12 protein-coding genes are annotated in these 19473 nt (G+C 56.0%); 4 read left to right on the top strand and 8 right to left on the bottom strand.

Translation table 11 applies throughout. From position 1 onward, the window contains the following. Window positions 1-74: 74 nt before the first annotated feature. Complete coding sequence (locus tag LLF79_RS01515) at window positions 75-1364, top strand: SulP family inorganic anion transporter (RefSeq protein WP_227879025.1); 1290 nt, start codon at window positions 75-77, stop codon at window positions 1362-1364. Here LLF79_RS01515 and mgtE read toward each other — a convergent pair. From mgtE to LLF79_RS01485, 6 genes are all read right to left on the bottom strand, one after another. Further along, window positions 1327-2763 carry a magnesium transporter gene (gene mgtE / locus LLF79_RS01510; RefSeq protein WP_039266771.1) on the bottom strand — a complete coding sequence of 479 codons (1437 nt, stop codon included), beginning with the start codon at window positions 2761-2763 and terminating at the stop codon, window positions 1327-1329. The genes LLF79_RS01515 and mgtE overlap by 38 nt on opposite strands. A gap of 191 nt (window positions 2764-2954) precedes the next feature. After that, window positions 2955-4598, bottom strand: a complete 1644-nt coding sequence (locus tag LLF79_RS01505; protein ID WP_227879024.1) for a multidrug ABC transporter permease/ATP-binding protein — start codon at window positions 4596-4598, stop codon at window positions 2955-2957. A 69-nt stretch (window positions 4599-4667) separates the two neighbouring features. After that, entirely contained in the window at window positions 4668-5324 is a 657-nt protein-coding gene (gene alkB, locus LLF79_RS01500) for a DNA oxidative demethylase AlkB (RefSeq protein ID WP_047748463.1), read from the bottom strand. Beyond that, window positions 5324-6382, bottom strand: coding sequence for a bifunctional DNA-binding transcriptional regulator/O6-methylguanine-DNA methyltransferase Ada (ada, locus tag LLF79_RS01495; protein ID WP_008500244.1), 1059 nt, complete (start codon window positions 6380-6382; stop codon window positions 5324-5326). The genes alkB and ada overlap by 1 nt, the downstream gene beginning before the upstream one ends. A gap of 72 nt (window positions 6383-6454) precedes the next feature. After that, window positions 6455-7510, bottom strand: coding sequence for an FAD:protein FMN transferase ApbE (apbE, locus tag LLF79_RS01490; protein WP_008500243.1), 1056 nt, complete (start codon window positions 7508-7510; stop codon window positions 6455-6457). A gap of 114 nt (window positions 7511-7624) precedes the next feature. Continuing rightward, window positions 7625-8737, bottom strand: coding sequence for a porin OmpC (locus tag LLF79_RS01485; protein ID WP_008500242.1), 1113 nt, complete (start codon window positions 8735-8737; stop codon window positions 7625-7627). A gap of 744 nt (window positions 8738-9481) precedes the next feature. On the opposite strand from LLF79_RS01485, the gene rcsD reads away from it, so the two are divergent. Continuing rightward, entirely contained in the window at window positions 9482-12154 is a 2673-nt protein-coding gene (rcsD, locus tag LLF79_RS01480) for a phosphotransferase RcsD (RefSeq protein WP_021241536.1), read from the top strand. Window positions 12155-12170: 16 nt separating this feature from the next. Next, window positions 12171-12821: a response regulator transcription factor RcsB gene (gene rcsB / locus LLF79_RS01475; protein WP_003859405.1), complete on the top strand. Its 651-nt coding sequence runs from the start codon at window positions 12171-12173 to the stop codon at window positions 12819-12821. 110 nt (window positions 12822-12931) lie between these two features. Here rcsB and rcsC read toward each other — a convergent pair whose 3' ends face one another. Both rcsC and gyrA read right to left on the bottom strand, forming a co-directional pair. After that, complete coding sequence (rcsC, locus tag LLF79_RS01470) at window positions 12932-15778, bottom strand: two-component system sensor histidine kinase RcsC (protein ID WP_039024002.1); 2847 nt, start codon at window positions 15776-15778, stop codon at window positions 12932-12934. 135 nt (window positions 15779-15913) lie between these two features. Beyond that, window positions 15914-18550 (bottom strand): DNA topoisomerase (ATP-hydrolyzing) subunit A, encoded by a 2637-nt coding sequence (gene gyrA, locus LLF79_RS01465; RefSeq protein WP_021241538.1) that lies wholly within the window; start codon window positions 18548-18550, stop codon window positions 15914-15916. A gap of 146 nt (window positions 18551-18696) precedes the next feature. Between gyrA and ubiG the strand changes: the two genes are divergently transcribed. Beyond that, on the top strand, window positions 18697-19425 hold the full coding sequence (gene ubiG, locus LLF79_RS01460; RefSeq protein ID WP_045414674.1) for a bifunctional 2-polyprenyl-6-hydroxyphenol methylase/3-demethylubiquinol 3-O-methyltransferase UbiG: 729 nt from the start codon (window positions 18697-18699) through the stop codon (window positions 19423-19425). Window positions 19426-19473 lie beyond the last annotated feature (48 nt).

Genomic DNA, 19473 nt, shown 5'->3' with positions numbered 1-19473 from the left:
TTGTGAAATTTAATAATGGATTGTTTGTGAGGAATTATCGAAGCGTCTGGTAAAGGGCGGTTTAACTGGCTAGTATGTTGCGTTTTGTGATCGCGCGCACGGAAGCCTGCCCTAACCAGCGAAACGTTATGTCCCTACCCCATTCTGCTGTCTCTCCTGAAAACCGTGTCGCCAGCGTGCTGCGTTCCCCTAAGCAGCTGACGCGTGAAACGCTGGCTGGCGTGATTACCGCCCTGGCGCTGATCCCCGAGGTCATCTCATTTTCGGTGGTGGCGGGCGTTGACCCGAAGGTCAGCCTGATCGCTTCCGTGGTGCTGTGTCTTGCCCTGTCTGTACTGGGTGGTCGCCCGGCGATGGTCACGGCCGCGGCCGGTTCCGTGGCGCTGGTTATTGGACCCATGGTGCATCAGCACGGCGTACAGTACATTCTTCCCGCCGTGCTCATGGCTGGCGTAATTCAGATTTTGTTTGGCCTCCTCGGCATGGCCAGACTGATGCGCTTTATTCCCCAGTCGGTCATGACCGGGTTTGTTAACGCCCTCGGGATATTGATTTTCTTTGCGCAGGTTCCGCATTTCTGGAGCCGAAGCCCGCTGATTGTAGGCCTGTTCGTGCTGACGGTGCTGATCGTGCTGTGGGTGCCGCGCTATATCAAAAGCATCCCTTCCCCGCTGATTGCGATTGTGCTGTTAACCTTGTTTACCGTTTCAACCGGGCAAAACCTGCCGACCGTGGGCGATGAAGGCGCCATGAGCGGCGGCTTGCCGGGTCTTAGCGAACTTCTGGTCCCCCTCAATTTACAGACGCTGAGCATAATCTGGCCGTGCGCGTTGAGCATCGCGTTTGTCGGCCTGCTGGAATCTCTGCTGACCGCAAAGCTGGTGGATGAGCTGACCGCGACGCCGTCAAGTAAACGCCGCGAAAGCATTGGATTAGGCGTCGGCAATATCCTGGCCGGATTTTACGGTGGTATTGCGGGCTGCGCGATGATCGGACAAACCATCGTTAACGTGGAGATGGGGAAAGGCCGAAGCCGCATTTCAACCTTCGCTGCGGGCATCGTGCTGCTGATCCTGGTGACGGCGCTCAGCGACGTGATGGCCAACATCCCGATGGCGGTGCTGGCGGGCATTATGGCCATCGTCGCCGTTAAAACCTTCAGCTGGCACAGCCTTCAGCCGGCCAGGCTGAAAACGGCCCCGATTGCAGAAACGGTCGTCATGCTGGTGACCGTTGCCGCCACGGTATCAACCGGCAATCTGGCGATTGGCGTGCTGGGCGGGATTATCGTCATGGTGCTGCTTCCCGCCCGCATTAAGCGTCGGCTTAAAGCAGAAAAATCGTCGCCAGCCCAAGAAAAATAAAGAAACCGCCGGTATCGGTGATGGCGGTGATCATCACGCTCGACCCCACCGCGGGGTCGCGCCCCAGTTTGGTCATGGTCAACGGGATAATAACGCCCATCATCGATGCCACGAGCAGATTCAGCACCATCGCCAGCATCATCACACCGCCTAGCGCCATATCGTCATACAGCCACCAGGTGATGCCGCCCATAATGCCGCCCCACACCAGGCCGTTGATCAGCGCCACGCCCATCTCTCTGAAGATCAGAAAGGCGAAGTTGCCGGGCTGAATATTTTCCAGCGCCAGCGCGCGGACGATCATGGTAATGGTCTGGTTTCCGGTGTTGCCGCCAATCCCGGCCACAATCGGCATCAGCGAGGCCAGCGCCACCAGCTGCGAAATGGTGTGTTCAAAGCCGTCAATCACGCGGGAGGCGATGAACGCGGTACAGAGGTTAATGGCCAGCCACGCCCAGCGCGTTTTCACCGCCTTGCCGACGGAAGCATGGACGTCATCTTCCGCGCTGATCCCCCCCAGCGCACGCAGATCGTTATCGGTTTCTTCATAAACGACGTCAAGGATCTCGTCGATGGTCAGACGCCCCATCAGTTTGCCGACGGAGTCCACGACGGCGGCACTCACGAGGTCATCACGTTCGAAGGTACGCGCCGCTTTTTCCGCATCGTCCTCCGGGGAGAAGACCATCGGCTCGTTTTCCATCACCTCGCTCACCTTCCGCTGGGTGCTGTTGAGCAGGATGGTTTTCAGCTCCAGTTCGCCGAGGAGGGTTTTATCCCGGGAGGTGACAAACAGCTTATCGGTGTTATCCGGCATTTTGCCCAGGCGGCGCAAATAGCGCTGCACGGTGCCGAGCGTCACGTCCGGGCGCACCGTGATAACGCCGAACTCCATAATCGCGCCGACGCTGTTTTTCTCGTAATGCATCACCTGACGCACGCGCGCGCGTTCATCGGCAGGCAGTGACGCCAGCAGGCGGCCGGTCAGGTTTCGCGGCAGGTGTTGAACCAGGTAAATCTGTTCGTCGATATCCAGCGTTTGCAGGGCGTCGAGGATGTCCCGATCGCTCATCTCGTCGATCAGGTCGTCCCAGACGTTTTCCGAGGCCTCAAGCAGCACCTGTCCGCGCTCGTGATCCTGCACCAGCCGCCACAGGGCGTGACGCTCTTCCGAGGGAAGCGCTTCCAGGGTGTCCGCCAGATCCGGCGGCGGGAGATGAGCAACCAGCGCACCTACCTCAGCAATATCGTCGGCTAACGTGCCGACATCATATTGCTCAGCCAGGGTCAGTTTGCCTAATAGCGTAGACGTGACCGCTTTATCGGTCGTGAGAAGCCAGATCAGTCGCGCACGTTCCTGGTCACGCTGCCTGGCGCTGTTTTTCTTTAATACCGACATCAATCATAAATCCATGAAATAAGTTGGTATTAAGCATAGCGCGAGGATATGTAAATAAGAATAAACAACGGGCCGGGAAGGAGAAAAAAGCGGCATATCGTGCAAATCATCGTGCCCGGCGGCGCTACGCTTGCACGGGCCTACAAAATCCCAGGCCGGGTAAGGCGAAGCCGCCACCCGGCACACGGGCATCAGGCCGTGCGCGCCACCGCGTCACGCGAGGCCGCATCGCGCGCTTCACCGGTCAGCTCGCTCAGCCTGCCGTCGCGCATCTCCAGCAAGCGGTCAGCGTGAATAAAGTAATGATCGTCGTGGCTGATGGCGAAAATGGTTTTGCCCATCTCCTGCATCAGCGGCAGCAGCACCTGATAAAACTCGCGGCGGAAGTGCGGGTCCTGATCCGCCGCCCACTCGTCGAGCAGAATGATGTCACGCTCTTCCGCCAGCGCCAGCAGCAGCGCCACGCGTTTTTTCTGCCCTTTGGAGAGTTTGAGGTTAAGGATCTTGCCGTCCTGAAGTTCCAGCTTGTGCGACATCTGCAGGTGCGCCAGCCATTTTTCCACCAGCGCAGGATTGGCCTGCTGCCCTTCCGGCCCCAGCAGCCGATCAAACAGCCAGACGTCGGTGAACACTGCCGAGAAAAGCTTGCGGTAATCCTCGGGCTTCTCCGCGCTCAGCGCTCTGCCATCCAGTAAAATCTCGCCCGACTGAGGCTGGTAAAGGCCAGTGAGCAGCATCGCCAGCGTCGATTTACCGCTGCCGTTGCCGCCAATCAGGAACAGCAGCTCGCCGCGGCGGATCGTCAGATTGAGCGGCCCCACGGAGAAGGCGCTGTCCTGATAACGGAACGTGACGTTACGCAGCTCGAGCGTCTGCCAGTTCGGGAAGGCCTGCGGGCGCGGGAATTCGGCCTTAAACGGCGCGAGATCGAATTTTTTGAGTTTATTAAAGGCCACCTGCGCACTCAGCAAGGTGGGCAATGCGCCGACCGCCGAGAGCAGCGGCGTGCGCAAAAACAGCAGCGTCAGTGAGTAGGTTGCCGCGACGTTGGTATCCGCCCAGCCCAGGCTGTTCGCCATCCAGAACACCAGGCCAATGGCGCCCAGCATCATAATGTTTGACCAGTTCACCGCGCTCAGGTGGAAGGTATCGGCGCGAATGATATGGTGCCGGTATTCGCGCGCGTCCGGAATATAGAGATGGTTAAAGATATACTCGGCGCGCTCGCGGTTCAGGGTGAGTTCTTTGCGCCCTTCCAGTACCGTCTGGTAATCGTTATAGAGCTTATCTTCAGTTTCGCGCAGGACCGCCATGTGTTTATAGACGCGGGACACCAGCACAAAACCGCCCCAGATGGTGATGGCAATCCACAGCGCAGTCACCGCCAGCATTTTGCTGGAGAGCCAGGCGAGATAGGCCGCCGAGCCGAAGGTCAGAATGATCCCCTGCACCAGCTCCGGCAGACGAACGAATGCGATAGTAATGGCGCGAACGTCGCTGGTCAGCCCCGCCAGCAGGGAGGCGCTGCCGAGCTGCTCGACGCGCTCGACCTGAGTGTCCAGGATGCGCTTGATAAACTCGCTGCGCAAGCGAAAAACGAAATGGTGGCCGAGCGCAGTCAGTGCCAGCTGGGAGCCGAGCGTAACCGCCATCAACAAAAGCAGCAGGCCGAGAAACTCCGGCAATACGGAGAGCGAGGTGTCGACCATTTCAATCAACCGCACGTTAATAAACGCGATCAGGCCAATACCCAGCGCGGCGCTGGCCAGGCTTAACGCCATGACGGCGATGAAGGGCCAGCGGTACTGACGCCAGACGAGGAGAAGTAGTTGCATGCAGGCAATCCGGACAATAAAAATCAGCCAGCAGTGTAAACTGCCCTGCGCGGACATCAAGAATAATTCTTATTTTAGTTTACGCATCCCCGCCTGACGGAAGGTCAGATTAAAGCGGTACTCGCCCGTGAGGGGGTGAACGCCGGGTTTCAGCGGCTGAATGCCGTGATAGTAAAGCCGCGATTCCCTGCCCCACACCACCACATCGCCATGTTCCAGCATGATGCGTTTGAGCGGATCGTTGCGGCGTAATCCTCCAAACTGAAAGACGGCGGGCAGGCCTAACGATACCGAAACGATAGGCGCGCGCAGATCGGGCTCATCCTTGTCCTGATGCAGCGAGAGCTTCGCCCCGACGGCGTAGCGGTTGATCAGACAGGCGTCAGGACGGAAGTCAGGATAATCCGCCGCCACGGCAGCCTCGTGACAAAGTGCCTGGAAAACCGCAGGCATGGGAGGCCACGGCCGACCTGTCGTGGGATCGTTCGGAGCATACACATACCCACGTTCGTTTGTCGCCCAGCCCAGTTCGCCGCAGTTGGTCATGGCCACCGACATGGTGTAGCCGCCCGGCGTCACCATATGGCGAAACGGTGAAGCCGCTGTGACCTCTTCAATACCGGCAAGCAGCGCCTCCGCACGGGAGAGAGCAAAGCGACGCAGGATCGCTGCCCCCGGCGCAAGCGGCTCCTGCCAGGGTTCAGCATCCGCAAAAAGATCGAGCATTATCCCTCCCGGCGTTTCGCCTCACGTTTTAGCAATAGCGCTTTTCGCGCCGCCCCCCAGCGATAGCCCGACAGTGCGCCGTCGTTGCGAACCACGCGATGACAGGGGATCACAATCGCCAGCGTGTTGGCCGCACAGGCTCCGGCGACGGCGCGTACCGCACTGGGCTGACCAATCGCCTGCGCCACCTGCTGGTAACTTGCCGTTTCACCGCAGGGAATTGCGCGAAGGGCCTGCCAGACGCGCTGCTGGAACGCGGTACCGCGAATATCCAGCGGCAGCGCAAGCGGTACGTCGCGGTTATCAATACTGGCAATGACCTGGTGGATCCGCTGTACGAAGGCGTCGTCCCGCGGCGCGTGCGTCGCTTTTGGAAATTGCGTGGCAAGCTCTGCGGTTAATTCAGCATCGGTGTCACCCAGCAGAATCGCGCAGATCCCCCGCTCGCTTTCGGCGACCAGACAGCGTCCTAACGAACAGTCATCGATGGCATACCGAACGGCCACCTCTCCTTTACGGTACTGCTTCGCCGTCATGCCCAACGCATCGTTGGCTTTACGATAATAGCTGCTGCTGTCGGGAAATCCCGCTGCCAGCACGGCATCGGTAATTTTGTCTCCCTGCGCAAGCGCGGTGCGCAGACGCTGACCCCGCGCCGCCTGCTGCCAGGCTTTTGGCGTCATGCCGGTCACGGATTTAAACAGGCGGTGGAAATGGAAAGGACTCATGGCAACCTGCTCCGCCAGCCTCTCCAGAGTTAGCGCAGGATCCTGCTCCAGAAGCCGGCAGGCGTGTTCCACTTTTGCCAGCTTCTGCGCCTGCGGATCGCGCTTGTCCGGCATGCAGCGCTTGCACGGACGAAAGCCCGCCTGAGCGGCGTGCCGGGCATCGGGATAAAAGCGGACATTTTTACGCAGCGCGTGGCGGGCGCGGCATGACGGACGGCAGAAAATACCGGTCGTCTGCACGGCGAAGACAAACTGATCGTCAGCGAGCGGATCGCGGGCCAGCACGGCCTGCCAGCGATCCTCATCGGTAGTGAAGGTTGGGTTTTTCATGATCGGCTCCTCGTATAAGCATACATAGAGCGTGCCTGAGCGCCACCGATAAAAAACCCGCAACCTTGCTTTTTAATTTTTGTCGCTGACCAGGAAACTGTTGAACTGCGGCGAGCTCCAGGTTTTAAACCCGTCGCCCTCTTTGGTGATCATATAAACCGCCAGCCCTTCCTGACGAACCACCTCTTTGGCTTTCTCCGGGCCAAGAACCATTAATCCGGTATCCCAGGCATCCGCTTCCAGCGCGGTGGGGGCAATGACCGTTACCGAGACCAGGTTATGCGTGATGGGGCGGCCGGTCTGCGGATCAATCACGTGCGAAATACGCTTCCCGTCAAGCTCATAATAGTTGCGATAGCTTCCGGAGGTGCTGATGCCATGTCCGTTGATATCCACTATCGCCTGCACGGCATTTTGCCGATCCGTCGGTTTTTGAATCGCCACGCGCCACGGTTTATCGCTGGCGTTCATGCCCCGACTGACCAACGCGCCGCCCACGGAGACCAGATAACGGGAAATCCCCTCCTGCGCCATCAGTGCAGCAAGATGATCCGCCGCATAGCCTTCCCCGACCGTCGACAGATCGACAAACAGATCGGGAATATCTTTCTGCAGGTACTGCTGCCCGTACTGGTTGATGACGGTCAGATGCTGTAGCCCGGTCCGGGCGCGGGCGTCATCAATGGCCGCCTGTTCGGGCGTCTTCACCGGCTGTTTATTCGGGCCAAATCCCCAGAGGTTCACCAGAGGGCCGACGGTGACATCCATCGCCCCGTTGGTTTTATAACCTACGCGCATTGCCTCGGTCACGATATCGGCCATCGCCTCGCTCACCGGCCACAGAGAGGTGCTGGTTGAGAGGTTAAAGCGCATCAGCGCCGAGTCATTTTTATAGGTCGACAGCAGCTGATCGTCGGCGTCCAGCTGTGCCTGGATTTTGCCGCGAAGCTCATCCGTGCGCGTTTTATCGAGGTTCATCACGCTGACGCGCCAGAAGGTGCCCATCGTTTTGCCTTCGAGCACCGTCGCGGCAGGTGCGTCGGTTTTCGCCACGGGCGCGGGATCGTTACACGCGGTCAGGAAAAAAAGCATAGCCAGAAAGCTGGCGCGTAAAAAAGTCATGTCCATTCATTATTATCCTCATGCCAGGGCGGCAAGAGTACACCAAAACGGGTGAGTTGTGAGAATCAGAAAGGCACAAAAAAGGGGCCATCAGGCCCCTTACGTCACACTATGGCGCGATTAGAACTGGTAAACCAGGCCCAGCGCGACGATATCGTCAGTACCGATACCCGCCTGACGGGTGAATTCATTTTCATCAACCAGGTTGATTTTGTAATCCACGTAGGTGGACATGTTTTTGTTGAAGTAGTAAGTCGCACCCACATCAACATATTTCAGCAGATCCTGATCGCCGAAGTTTTCGATGTCTTTGCCTTTAGACTGCAGGTAAGCCACGGATGGACGCAGGCCGAAGTCGAACTGGTACTGAGCAACCACTTCGAAGTTCTGCGCTTTGTTAGCAAAGCCGTAAGCGGTAGTTGGGTTGCTGCCGTTAGAGGTACCAAAACGGGTTGCGTTGTAGGTCTGAGAGTACTGTGCTGCCAGATAGATGTTGTTGGCATCGTACTTCAGGCCACCAGAATAGACTTCTGCGTGATCCCCTTTACCGTATACGCCCAGTGCGTTCTGATCGGCGGTACGTTTGGAGGAGGACATCGCACCACCCACGCTGAAACCTTCGCCCAGGTTATAGGTCACGGATGCACCGTAGCCATCGCCGTTCTGGTTCAGCAGGCTGCGACCGTCGGTGTTTTCACCGCTTACGCTGCCGTTTTTGCCCTGATACTGCAGAGCAAAGTTCAGGCCATCAACCAGACCAAAGAAGTCCTGGTTACGGTAGGTTGCCACGCCGTTAGCACGAGACTGGAGGAAGTTGTCGGCACCGTAGGTGTCACCGCCGAATTCTGGCAGAACGTCGGTCCAGGAGGTCACGTCGTAAATCACGCCGTAGTTACGACCGTAATCGAATGAACCTGCTTCCGCGAACTTCAGACCTGCAAACGCCACACGCGTCCAGGACTGGTTGTCGCCTTCGTCCTTGTTGCCCTGAATCTGGTATTCCCACTGGCCATAACCGGTCAGCTGATCGTTAACCTGAGTTTCACCTTTGAAGCCAAGACGCATGTAGGTCTTGTCGCCGTCGTTACCCTTGTCGTCAGAGAAATAATGCAGACCATCGACTTTGCCGTACAGATCTAATTTGTTGCCATCTTTGTTATAAATTTCGGCCGCATTTGCTGCGCCTGCCACCAGGAGTGCTGGTACCAGGAGGGACAGTACTTTAACTTTCATTTTATTAACCCTCTGTTATATGCCTTATAATTGCCACTGCTTACTGGTTAACCCTCATTAACCAGTCGGCAATTTCATTCTCCGCAAAATTACAGAATAATCCAATGCGAATATGATACGAAAACTTTGAAGATGTTTCATTTGTCCATCAAGATGTTTCAAAATGTAAATATCAAGGAACTTTTACAAAGCACAAATAGCTTATAAATTTAGCACTTATAATCAAAAGAAAAATCATACATATAGTAATCAATAACTTATAATAAAAATCGTTACAGCACTGAATGACAAAACAAGATCGCGGCTAATCTCTAAAATATCTCTCGCTATCATCATTAACTTTATTTATTACCGTCATTCAGTTTTGAATGTCTGTTTATCCCTAATTGAGCCGGATGCTTCGCATTCGGTTTTTTTTTACCTTTCTTTACGCAACGCCTCATTTTTTTGTGCTACCGCACCGAAATTGTAACGACTATTAACTAAATTCTCCCCGGCGATCGCTCGCTAACACACAATTGATGTAAAACTTAATTTCTTGTTAATTCGTGCTATTTGCTGGCGAGGCGCACTTTTTATTTATACGCGCAGGACGAGTTTGTACATGTTTACCGCGCCACCCGCCGCCGGTATTGTCCGTTGAAAAAGTCGCCTGTTCCCGGACGGTGGCGCTGGAAATTCAGTTATTACCCTTTATACTGCCCTATCGCCACAGAGCATGACCATGACGGGTTAAAGATATCAATGAGTCAGACTGAAACCACCGCCCCGAGCAAATTCTCCCTCCTCCCCGGGAGCATCACCCGTTTCTTTCTTCTTTTGATCGTTGTGCTGTTAGTGACCATGGGGGTGATGGTACAAAGCGCGGTTAACGCCTGGCTGAAGGATAAGAGCTATCAGGTCGTCGATATCACCCACGCCGTGCATAAGCGCATCGATACCTGGCGCTACGCCACCTGGCAGATTTACGACAATATTGCGGCCGCCCCGGCCTCCTCATCCGGAGATGGACTTCAGGAGACGCGGCTTAAGCAGGATGTCTATTACCTCGAAAAACCGCAGCGTAAGACTGAGGCGCTCATTTTTGGCTCTCACGACAGCGCAACGCTCGAGATGACACAGCGTATTTCGACCTATCTGGATACCCTCTGGGGGGCCGAAACGGTGCCGTGGTCGATGTACTATCTGAACGGTCAGGACAACAGTATGATCCTGATCTCAACGCTGCCGTTAAAAGATCTCTCTTCCGGGTTTAAAGAGACCACCGTGGGCAGCATCGTCGACTCCCGCCGGGCAGAGATGCTGCAGCAGGCGAATGCCCTTGATGAACGTGAGAGCTTCTCTTCCCTGCGTCGTCTGGCCTGGCAAAACGGTCATTATTTTACCCTGCGCACCACCTTCAACCAGCCAGGGCATCTGGCGACGGTAGTGGCCTTCGATTTACCGATTAACGATTTAATCCCGCCGGACATGCCGCTCGACAGCTTCCGTCTGGAGCCCGACAACAGCACCCAGAACATGCGTGCGGCGTCTGACAAAGAAGCCGCAGAGAGCGTCTCGATCTCCTTTAACGGCTCAAAAATCGAAATTGCCTCATCCCTGAACTCGACCGGTATGCGTCTGGTGTGGCAGGTGCCGTTTGGCACGCTGCTGCTCGACACGCTGCAAAATATCCTGCTGCCTCTGCTGCTGAATATCGGTCTGCTGGCGCTGGCGCTGTTTGGCTACAGCACCTTCCGTTTCCAGCCGGGGCGTCAGAGCGACGCCTCTGCGGTCCCGGCAGGCACCAGCAATGAACTGCGCGTGTTACGTGCGCTAAATGAAGAGATTATTTCCGTGCTGCCGCTTGGGGTCTTAGTTCACGATCAGGAAGCGAATCGTACGGTAATGAGCAATAAAATTGCCGACCATCTGCTGCCGCATCTTAACCTGCAGAACATCACCACCATGGCGGATCAGCACCAGGGGGTGATCCAGGCCACCATCAACAATGAGCTGTACGAGATCCGTCAGTTCCGCAGCCAGGTCGCCTCCCGCACGCAAATTTTCATCATTCGCGATCAGGATCGCGAGGTGCTGGTGAATAAAAAGCTCAAGCAGGCACAAAGGCTGTATGAGAAAAACCAGCAGGGGCGCGCCGCATTTATGCAGAACATTGGCGATGCCTTCAAGCAGCCGTTAAAAACGCTGGCGACCCAGGCGGCGGCGTTAAATACGTCAGAAAGCCACCAGCTTGCCTGTCAGGCCGACTCGCTGGTCAGAATGGTTGACGAGATCCAGCTGGCGAACATGCTGGAGAATGATTTCTGGAAAGGAACACCAACCCTCTTCTCTATTCAGGACCTGATCGATGAAGTCGTTCCGGAAGTCCTGCCCGTGATTAAGCGTAAAGGGTTGCAGCTGCTGATCAATAACAATCTTCCGGCAAATGACGAGCGCCACGGCGATCGTGAAGCGCTGCGCCGCATACTGTTGATGATCATTCAGTACGCGGTGACGACCACGCAGATCGGCAAGATCACCCTCGAAGTCAGTACGGAGGAGTCGGCAGAAGACCGCCTGACGTTCCGCATCCTCGACACCGGGGAAGGCGTCACCACGAGTGAAATTGATAATCTCCACTTCCCGTTCCTGAACGACACGCAAAGCGATCGCTACGGCAAGGCCAATGCCCTCACCTTCTGGCTGTGCGATCAGCTGGCGCGTAAGCTCGGCGGCCATCTGAATATCAAAGCCCGTGAATCCCTCGGCACCCGCTATTCTCTGCACGTGAAAATGGCGGCCAATCCGCAGGAAGAAGATGAAGAACGTCTGCTGGATGATGTCGTGGTGATGGTCGATGTGACCTCGAACGAGATCCGCAATATTGTCGTTCGTCAGTTAGAAAACTGGGGGGCGGCCTGCATCACGCCGGATGAAAGACTTGCAAGTCAAGAATTTGATCTGTTTTTAACTGATAATCCGTCTAATCTTACTGCCTCCGGCTTGCTTTTAAGCGATGATGAGTCAGGCGTGCGGAAAATCGGCCCTGGCCAGCTGCGCGTCAACTTTAATATAAGCAATGCGATGCAGGAAGCTGTACTACAACTAATAGAAGAGCAGCTGGCGCAGGAAGAGATAGCGGAATCCCCGCTTGGCGGTAATGAAAATGCCGAGCTTCACGCCAGCGGATACTATTCACTCTTTGTTGATACAGTACCAGATGATGTTAAGCGGTTGTATACTGAGTCCGCTGCGAATGATTTTGCAGCGCTGGCACAGACAGCACACCGGCTTAAAGGGGTGTTTGCCATGCTTAATCTGGTTCCCGGCAAGCAGTTATGTGAAACGCTGGAACATCTAATTCGTGAGAAAGATGCCTCTGGCATTGAAAAATACATCAGCGACATTGACGCCTACGTCAAAAGCTTGCTGTAGCAAGGTAGCCTTATACATGAACAATATGAACGTAATTATTGCCGATGACCATCCGATTGTACTGTTCGGTATTCGCAAATCACTTGAACAGATCGAGTGGGTGAATGTAGTCGGTGAATTTGAAGACTCTACAGCACTGATCAATAACCTCCCAAAGCTTGATGCACACGTGCTCATTACCGATCTCTCCATGCCCGGAGACAAATACGGTGATGGGATCACGCTCATCAAATATATTAAACGTCACTTCCCGGATATCTCGATCATTGTTCTGACCATGAACAACAACCCGGCGATCCTGAGCGCGGTACTGGATCTGGATATCGAAGGGATTGTGCTGAAACAGGGCGCACCGACCGATCTGCCTAAAGCGCTTGCGGCGCTGCAGAAAGGCAAGAAGTTCACGCCTGAAAGCGTTTCTCGTCTGCTGGAAAAAATCAGCGCGGGTGGCTACGGTGACAAACGTCTGTCGCCGAAAGAGAGTGAAGTTCTGCGCCTGTTCGCAGAAGGTTTCCTGGTGACCGAGATTGCCAAGAAGCTGAACCGCAGTATTAAAACCATCAGCAGCCAGAAGAAATCAGCGATGATGAAGCTGGGTGTGGACAACGATATTGCTCTGCTGAACTATCTCTCCTCCGTGACGCTGAGCGCAACGGATAAGGATTGATCTCCACTGTAAATGCCGGGTGGCGCTGGCGCTTACCCGGCCTACAAAACCCGTAGGCCCGCGCAAGCGCAGCGCCGCCGGGCAAATAAAAAGGCCCTTGCGGGCCTTTTTTATTGTCTCGTTTTCCTTACCCGATCCGCATAGACGGACAACGTCTGCTTCAGCACGTCCAGCGTCACCGGTTTCGACAGACAGCTGTCCATGCCTGACTCCAGACAGCGCTGCTTCTCTTCCGCCAGCGCGTTCGCCGTTACGCCCACCACCGGCAGCGTCAGGCCAAGCTGCCGGATGCGCTGCGTCAGACGGTAGCCGTCCATGTTAGGCATGTTGACGTCGCTCAGCACGATATCAATATGATTCTTACTCAGTACGTTCAGCGCATCCACGCCGTCATTGGCGGTTTTGCACTGGTAGCCCAGCGATCCAAGCTGGTCAGCCAGCAGGCGGCGGTTAATCGGATGGTCATCCACCACCAGAATCATCATATCGTCATTCACCGACGCCAGAGACTCCGGTGACGGCAATCCGCCCGCGCCGTCGCGCTCTTCCAGCTCCACTTTGTAGATGCGTGCCAGCAGGCTCAACAGCTCGTGCGGCGTCGCAACACTGTGTACCCATTCCCCAGGCGCTCGCTCGACGGGAATGCCGATGTGGCGACGGCAGAAGAGCACCGACCCTCTCCCCTGCCACGGCTGCTCCTGCATCTCGTCGGCGATCAGCACATCGTCAACGTCCGGTGTTTGACCTTCATAGCGGCACACCCTCACGCCGCAGTGGGTCAGCAGCGCCGTCAGATAGTCATTCAGCGAGGCGTTATGCACCGCCAGCCAGCAGCGCTTATCGCTCAGGCCGTCTACCGTGGTTTTTGCCGGATATTGCGCCGAATAAAGCGGAATGCGGATGGTGAACTGGCTGCCCATGCCGGGCTCGGTATCCACGGAGATATCGCCGTCCATCATGCTGACGAGCTTCTCACAAATCGCAAGCCCCAGTCCGGTGCCCTGGAAGTTACGCTGCACGCCGGTACCGACCTGGAAGAACGGATCGAACAGGCGAACCACCTCCTTCGCCGGGATGCCAACCCCCGTGTCGCGCACGCGAATGCTCAGGTAATCCCCTGCCCGGCAGACGTGCAGCACAATACAGCCGGTATCGGTAAATTTGATGGCGTTGCTGAGCAGGTTAGAGATGACCTGCTGCAGGCGCATCGGATCGCCGTGCAGCGTCAGCGGCACGTCCGGTTCGATAAAGCAGTAGAGCCCCAGCTGTTTACGCACCACCAGCGGCAGATAGTTGGCGCTAATGTGGTTCATCACCTCGCGCGGTGAAAACTCGCGCGGCTCGATTTTCAGCTGCTCGGACTCAATTTTAGAGAAGTCGAGAATATCGCTGATGATTTTCAGCAGCAGGCTGGAGGAGTTGTTCATCGCCGTCACCAGCCGGTCGACGCCTTTCGGCAGCTCTTTAGTCTGCAGCAGGTCGAGGTTACCGATGATCCCGTACAGCGGCGTACGCAGCTCGTGGCTGACGGTCGCAAGGAACATGGATTTTGACTGGCTGGCCTGCTCCGCCGCCTGCGCCATCTCCTGCAACGACTCTTCCATCTTCACGCGCGCGGAGACATCCACCAGCACGCAAATCGCCACGTTTTCATTGCGATAGCGGGAATGGACAAAGCTGATCTGCAGGTTGGTGTGCGTACTGGTGAGCACGTCAACGAAGTTAACCTGCTGACCGCAGATAATCTGCGTCAGCCTCTGCCGGTCTTCGTGCGTCAGCATGTTCAGGTAGTTATGCGCCAGTTCGTTACTCAGGATGTTGGTCCCGTCCTGGGTACGCAGGATACAGATCCCCACCGGCGCCGAGGCAACAATCTTGCGGTTAAACTGCTCGTGTTCCTCCAGGCGCTGGGCGTCGCTTTCGGCGGGAATAAAGATTTTCCGCTCATACATGCGTGCCAGCGTAAACAGCGCCCCCCCCGCCAGCAGGTTGAGCAGAATCGCATTCATGATAAGAATGCGTATCCGCTCAAGTACCATATCCACCGGCAGCGAATAGACGATACTCAGCGACGAAGGCGGCAGGCTCTTCTTCAGCACCAGCTCGCGGAAGCCCGATGTATAGCCAAACCACGACCGCTCCTGCATCCAGTGCGGTTCGACGTTCAGCCGGTTATCGGGCCCGGCAAGCGAGATCAGCTGATGGCCGTTTTCATCCAGAATGGTCACCCCCATGGGCAGGCTGCCAGGGGTGAAGAAGTTTTCCATGCGGATGGTCTGCTCAATCCCCATCAGCGCCTGCAGGCGATTACCGAGATAAACCGGCGTCAGGGCATAGAAATAGCCCACGCCGGGGCGCGGGCCCTGGCTCACCCAGAAGATGTTATTCCCGCGCTCGTCCTGTGGTGCATTGCGGTATTTCACAATACGTTCATGCAGGCTTTTCAGCGCATTGTCACGTTCAACGGGCACGTCGCGCAGGCCAAAGTCAGCCATGCAGAGATTTTCGCTGCCAATCAGGAAGACGCGGTTCAGGTCATAGGCGGCGGAGAAGTTGTCGCGCCAGTAGCGCATAAACCAGGCTAGCGATTCCAGCGACCCGCGCCAGGTATTGCTCATGGTGGAGCAATCGGAATCCGGGAACAGCGGCTGGAAGTCCGGAACTTCAGTTTTGTCGTTACGCCCGCGGAGCGCAAGAATACCGTTTTCCGCCGTCAGACGATTCTCGGCAATATACTTCAGCTCCTTCATGACGTCAGACGTTCGCTGAATGTAGCGCTGGGCCTGGTCGGAGCTTAAGTTAAACTCCTGGCGGATCTCCGCTTCTTTCTGATGCAGCGCATTAACGATGTAAAACACCGAGAACAAGGCCACCAGAAGCCAAAGCAGGAGCGCCAGCGCTCTAAACAGATAGCGAGAGACTTTCAGCGTAGTACGAAAGGAGACGAGGTATTTCAAGGGGGCGAGGCTCCGCCGTCGGGGTCAAAAGAATGTGGTTAAGGTAGCGGTAAACGCGCCAGGTCGCAACGTTGACTTATCTGCTTCTGCAAAAGAAAAGGGCCGGAATCCGGCCCTTTTTTGCATCAGGAGACATTACTCGTCAGCGTCATCCGCTACGTCATCGTCAGTGTCGGCTTCTGGCGCGATGTCCTCATCGCCTTCCGCGACGCTACCGTCGATGGAGTCGAGCTCTTCGTCATCCACCGGCTCGGCAACGCGCTGCAGACCCACCACGTTTTCATCTTCCGCTGTACGGATGAGGATCACGCCCTGGGTGTTACGACCCACCACGCTGATCTCAGACACGCGGGTACGCACCAGCGTACCGGCATCGGTGATCATCATGATCTGGTCGGCATCGTCTACCTGCACCGCGCCGACAACGGAACCGTTGCGCTCGGTCACCTTGATGGAGATAACGCCCTGCGTGCCGCGAGACTTGGTTGGGTATTCCCCTTCCGCCGTACGTTTACCGTAACCATTCTGCGTGACGGTCAGGATAGCCCCTTCACCGCGCGGAATAATCAGAGAAACAACGCTGTCTTCGCCAGCCAGTTTAATACCACGTACGCCCGTCGCGGTACGGCCCATTGCACGGACGGCGTCTTCTTTGAAGCGCACCACTTTACCGGCCGCAGAGAAGAGCATGACTTCATCGGAACCGGAGGTCAGATCCACGCCAATCAGCTCGTCGCCTTCGTTCAGGTTCACGGCGATAATACCGGCAGAACGCGGACGGCTGAATTCGGTCAGCGCGGTTTTCTTCACGGTACCGCTGGCGGTCGCCATAAAGACGTTCACGCCCTCTTCGTATTCGCGTACCGGCAGAATGGCGGTGATACGTTCGTTCGCTTCCAGCGGCAGCAGGTTAACGATTGGACGACCACGTGCGCCACGGCTTGCTTCCGGCAGCTGATAGACTTTCATCCAGTACAGACGACCGCGGCTGGAGAAGCAGAGGATCGTGTCATGGGTGTTCGCCACCAGCAGGCGGTCAATAAAGTCTTCTTCTTTAATACGTGCTGCAGATTTACCTTTACCGCCACGACGCTGTGCTTCGTAGTCCGTTAACGGCTGATACTTCACGTAGCCCTGGTGAGACAGGGTCACCACAACGTCTTCCTGGTTGATCAGGTCTTCGATGTTGATGTCCGCGCTGTTGGCGGTGATTTCGGTGCGGCGCTCGTCGCCGAACTGATCGCGGACCAGCTCCAGCTCTTCGCGGATCACTTCCATCAGGCGCTCTGCGCTGCCCAGGATATGCAGCAGCTCAGCAATCTGTTCCAGCAGCTCTTTGTATTCGTCGAGCAGTTTTTCATGCTCAAGGCCGGTCAGTTTCTGCAGACGCAGATCCAGAATCGCCTGGGCCTGCTGTTCAGTCAGGTAGTATTGACCGTCACGCACGCCGAACTCAGGTTCCAGCCATTCAGGACGCGCCGCGTCATCGCCCGCACGTTCCAGCATCGCGGCGACGTTGCCCAGATCCCACGGACGGGAAACCAGCGCGGTTTTCGCTTCCGCCGGGGTTGGCGCACGACGGATCAGCTCGATGATCGGGTCGATGTTGGCCAGCGCAACCGCCAGCGCTTCAAGGATGTGTGCACGGTCGCGCGCTTTGCGCAGTTCGAAGATGGTACGACGGGTCACCACTTCACGGCGGTGACGGACGAACGCGCTCAGGATCTCTTTCAGGTTCATGATCTTCGGCTGACCATGGTGCAGCGCAACCATGTTGATACCGAAGGAGACCTGAAGCTGCGTCTGGGAGTACAGGTTATTCAGGACAACCTCACCCACCGCGTCGCGTTTGATCTCAATCACGATGCGCATACCGTCTTTATCAGACTCGTCACGCAGCGCGCTGATGCCTTCAACGCGTTTTTCTTTTACCAGCTCGGCGATTTTTTCAATCAGACGCGCTTTGTTCACCTGATACGGGATCTCGTGAACAATAATGGTTTCACGGCCGGTTTTGGCGTCCGCTTCTACTTCAGCGCGGGCACGGATGTAAATCTTGCCGCGGCCGGTACGGTACGCTTCTTCAATGCCGCGACGACCGTTGATGATCGCCGCTGTCGGGAAGTCCGGGCCCGGGATGTGTGCCATCAGCCCTTCAATGCTGATATCTTCATCGTCGATATAAGCCAGACAGCCGTTGATCACCTCGGTGATATTGTGCGGCGGAATGTTGGTTGCCATACCGACCGCGATACCGGACGAACCGTTCACTAACAGGTTCGGGATCTTGGTGGGCATCACATCAGGGATGCGCTCGGTGCCGTCGTAGTTATCGACGAAATCAACGGTCTCTTTTTCCAGGTCGGCCATCAGCTCATGAGCGATTTTCGACATACGGATTTCCGTATAACGCATCGCCGCAGCGGAGTCGCCGTCGACTGAACCAAAGTTACCCTGACCATCTACCAGCATGTAGCGCAAGGAGAATGGCTGCGCCATACGAACGATGGTGTCATAAACGGCGATATCACCATGCGGGTGATATTTACCGATGACGTCACCGACGACGCGGGCAGATTTTTTATAGGCTTTATTCCAGTCATTGCCCAATACGTTCATGGCGTATAGTACGCGACGGTGTACCGGCTTAAGGCCATCGCGGACGTCCGGCAGCGCACGGCCAACAATGACCGACATCGCATAGTCCAGATAGGAGCTCTTCAGCTCTTCCTCGATGTTAACCGGTGTAATTTCTCTCGCAAGGTCGCTCATCTAACCGCTATCCCTCTACTGTATCCCGGATTCAAAGGTCGCAAATTATAACACAGCCGAGGTGATTGAGGTAAACCTATACGCTTTATTCACAGGGATTGCCTGATATACTCATTCGTCTTGCTAAATAAGGAGTAAAAGCGCCCATGAATGCCGAAAAATCCCCGGTGGCTCACAACGTTGACCACGAAGAGATTGCCAAATTTGAAGCGGTGGCGTCCCGCTGGTGGGATCTCGAAGGCGAGTTCAAACCGCTGCACCGTATTAACCCGCTGCGTCTGGGCTATATCGCGGAGCGTGCCGGCGGTCTGTTCGGTAAAAAAGTGCTCGATGTCGGCTGCGGTGGCGGTATCCTGGCGGAAAGCATGGCGCGCGAAGGGGCGAACGTCACGGGCCTGGATATGGGCTTTGAACCGCTGCAGGTTGCTCGTCTTCATGCGCTGGAGTCTGGCATACAGGTGGACTACGTGCAGGAAACCGTGGAAGAACACGCGGCAAAACATGCCCATCAGTACGATGTGGTAACCTGCATGGAGATGCTGGAACACGTTCCCGATCCGCAGTCCGTGGTGCACGCCTGTGCAAAACTGGTGAAACCGGGTGGACAGGTCTTCTTCTCGACCATCAACCGCAACGGTAAAGCCTGGCTGATGGCCGTCGTTGGCGCGGAGTATGTGCTGCGCATGGTGCCGAAAGGCACGCATGACGTGAAGAAATTCATCAAGCCTGCGGAACTGTTAGGCTGGGTCGACCAGACGTGGCTCAAGGAGCAGCACATCACCGGTCTGCACTACAATCCGCTGACCAATAAATTCAAACTCGCACCGGGCGTTGATGTTAACTATATGTTGCATACAACCGCCAAAAACGACTAACGTCATTCGTTATTCTTATAAAGATTGCGCGACATCATGTTGCGCAAT

The organism is Enterobacter cloacae complex sp. 2021EL-01169, assembly GCF_020733125.1.
GTDB lineage: Bacteria > Pseudomonadota > Gammaproteobacteria > Enterobacterales > Enterobacteriaceae > Enterobacter > Enterobacter roggenkampii.
The sequence above is the reverse complement of the archived record's forward strand: the minus strand, read 5'-3'. Positions and strand labels throughout refer to the sequence as shown.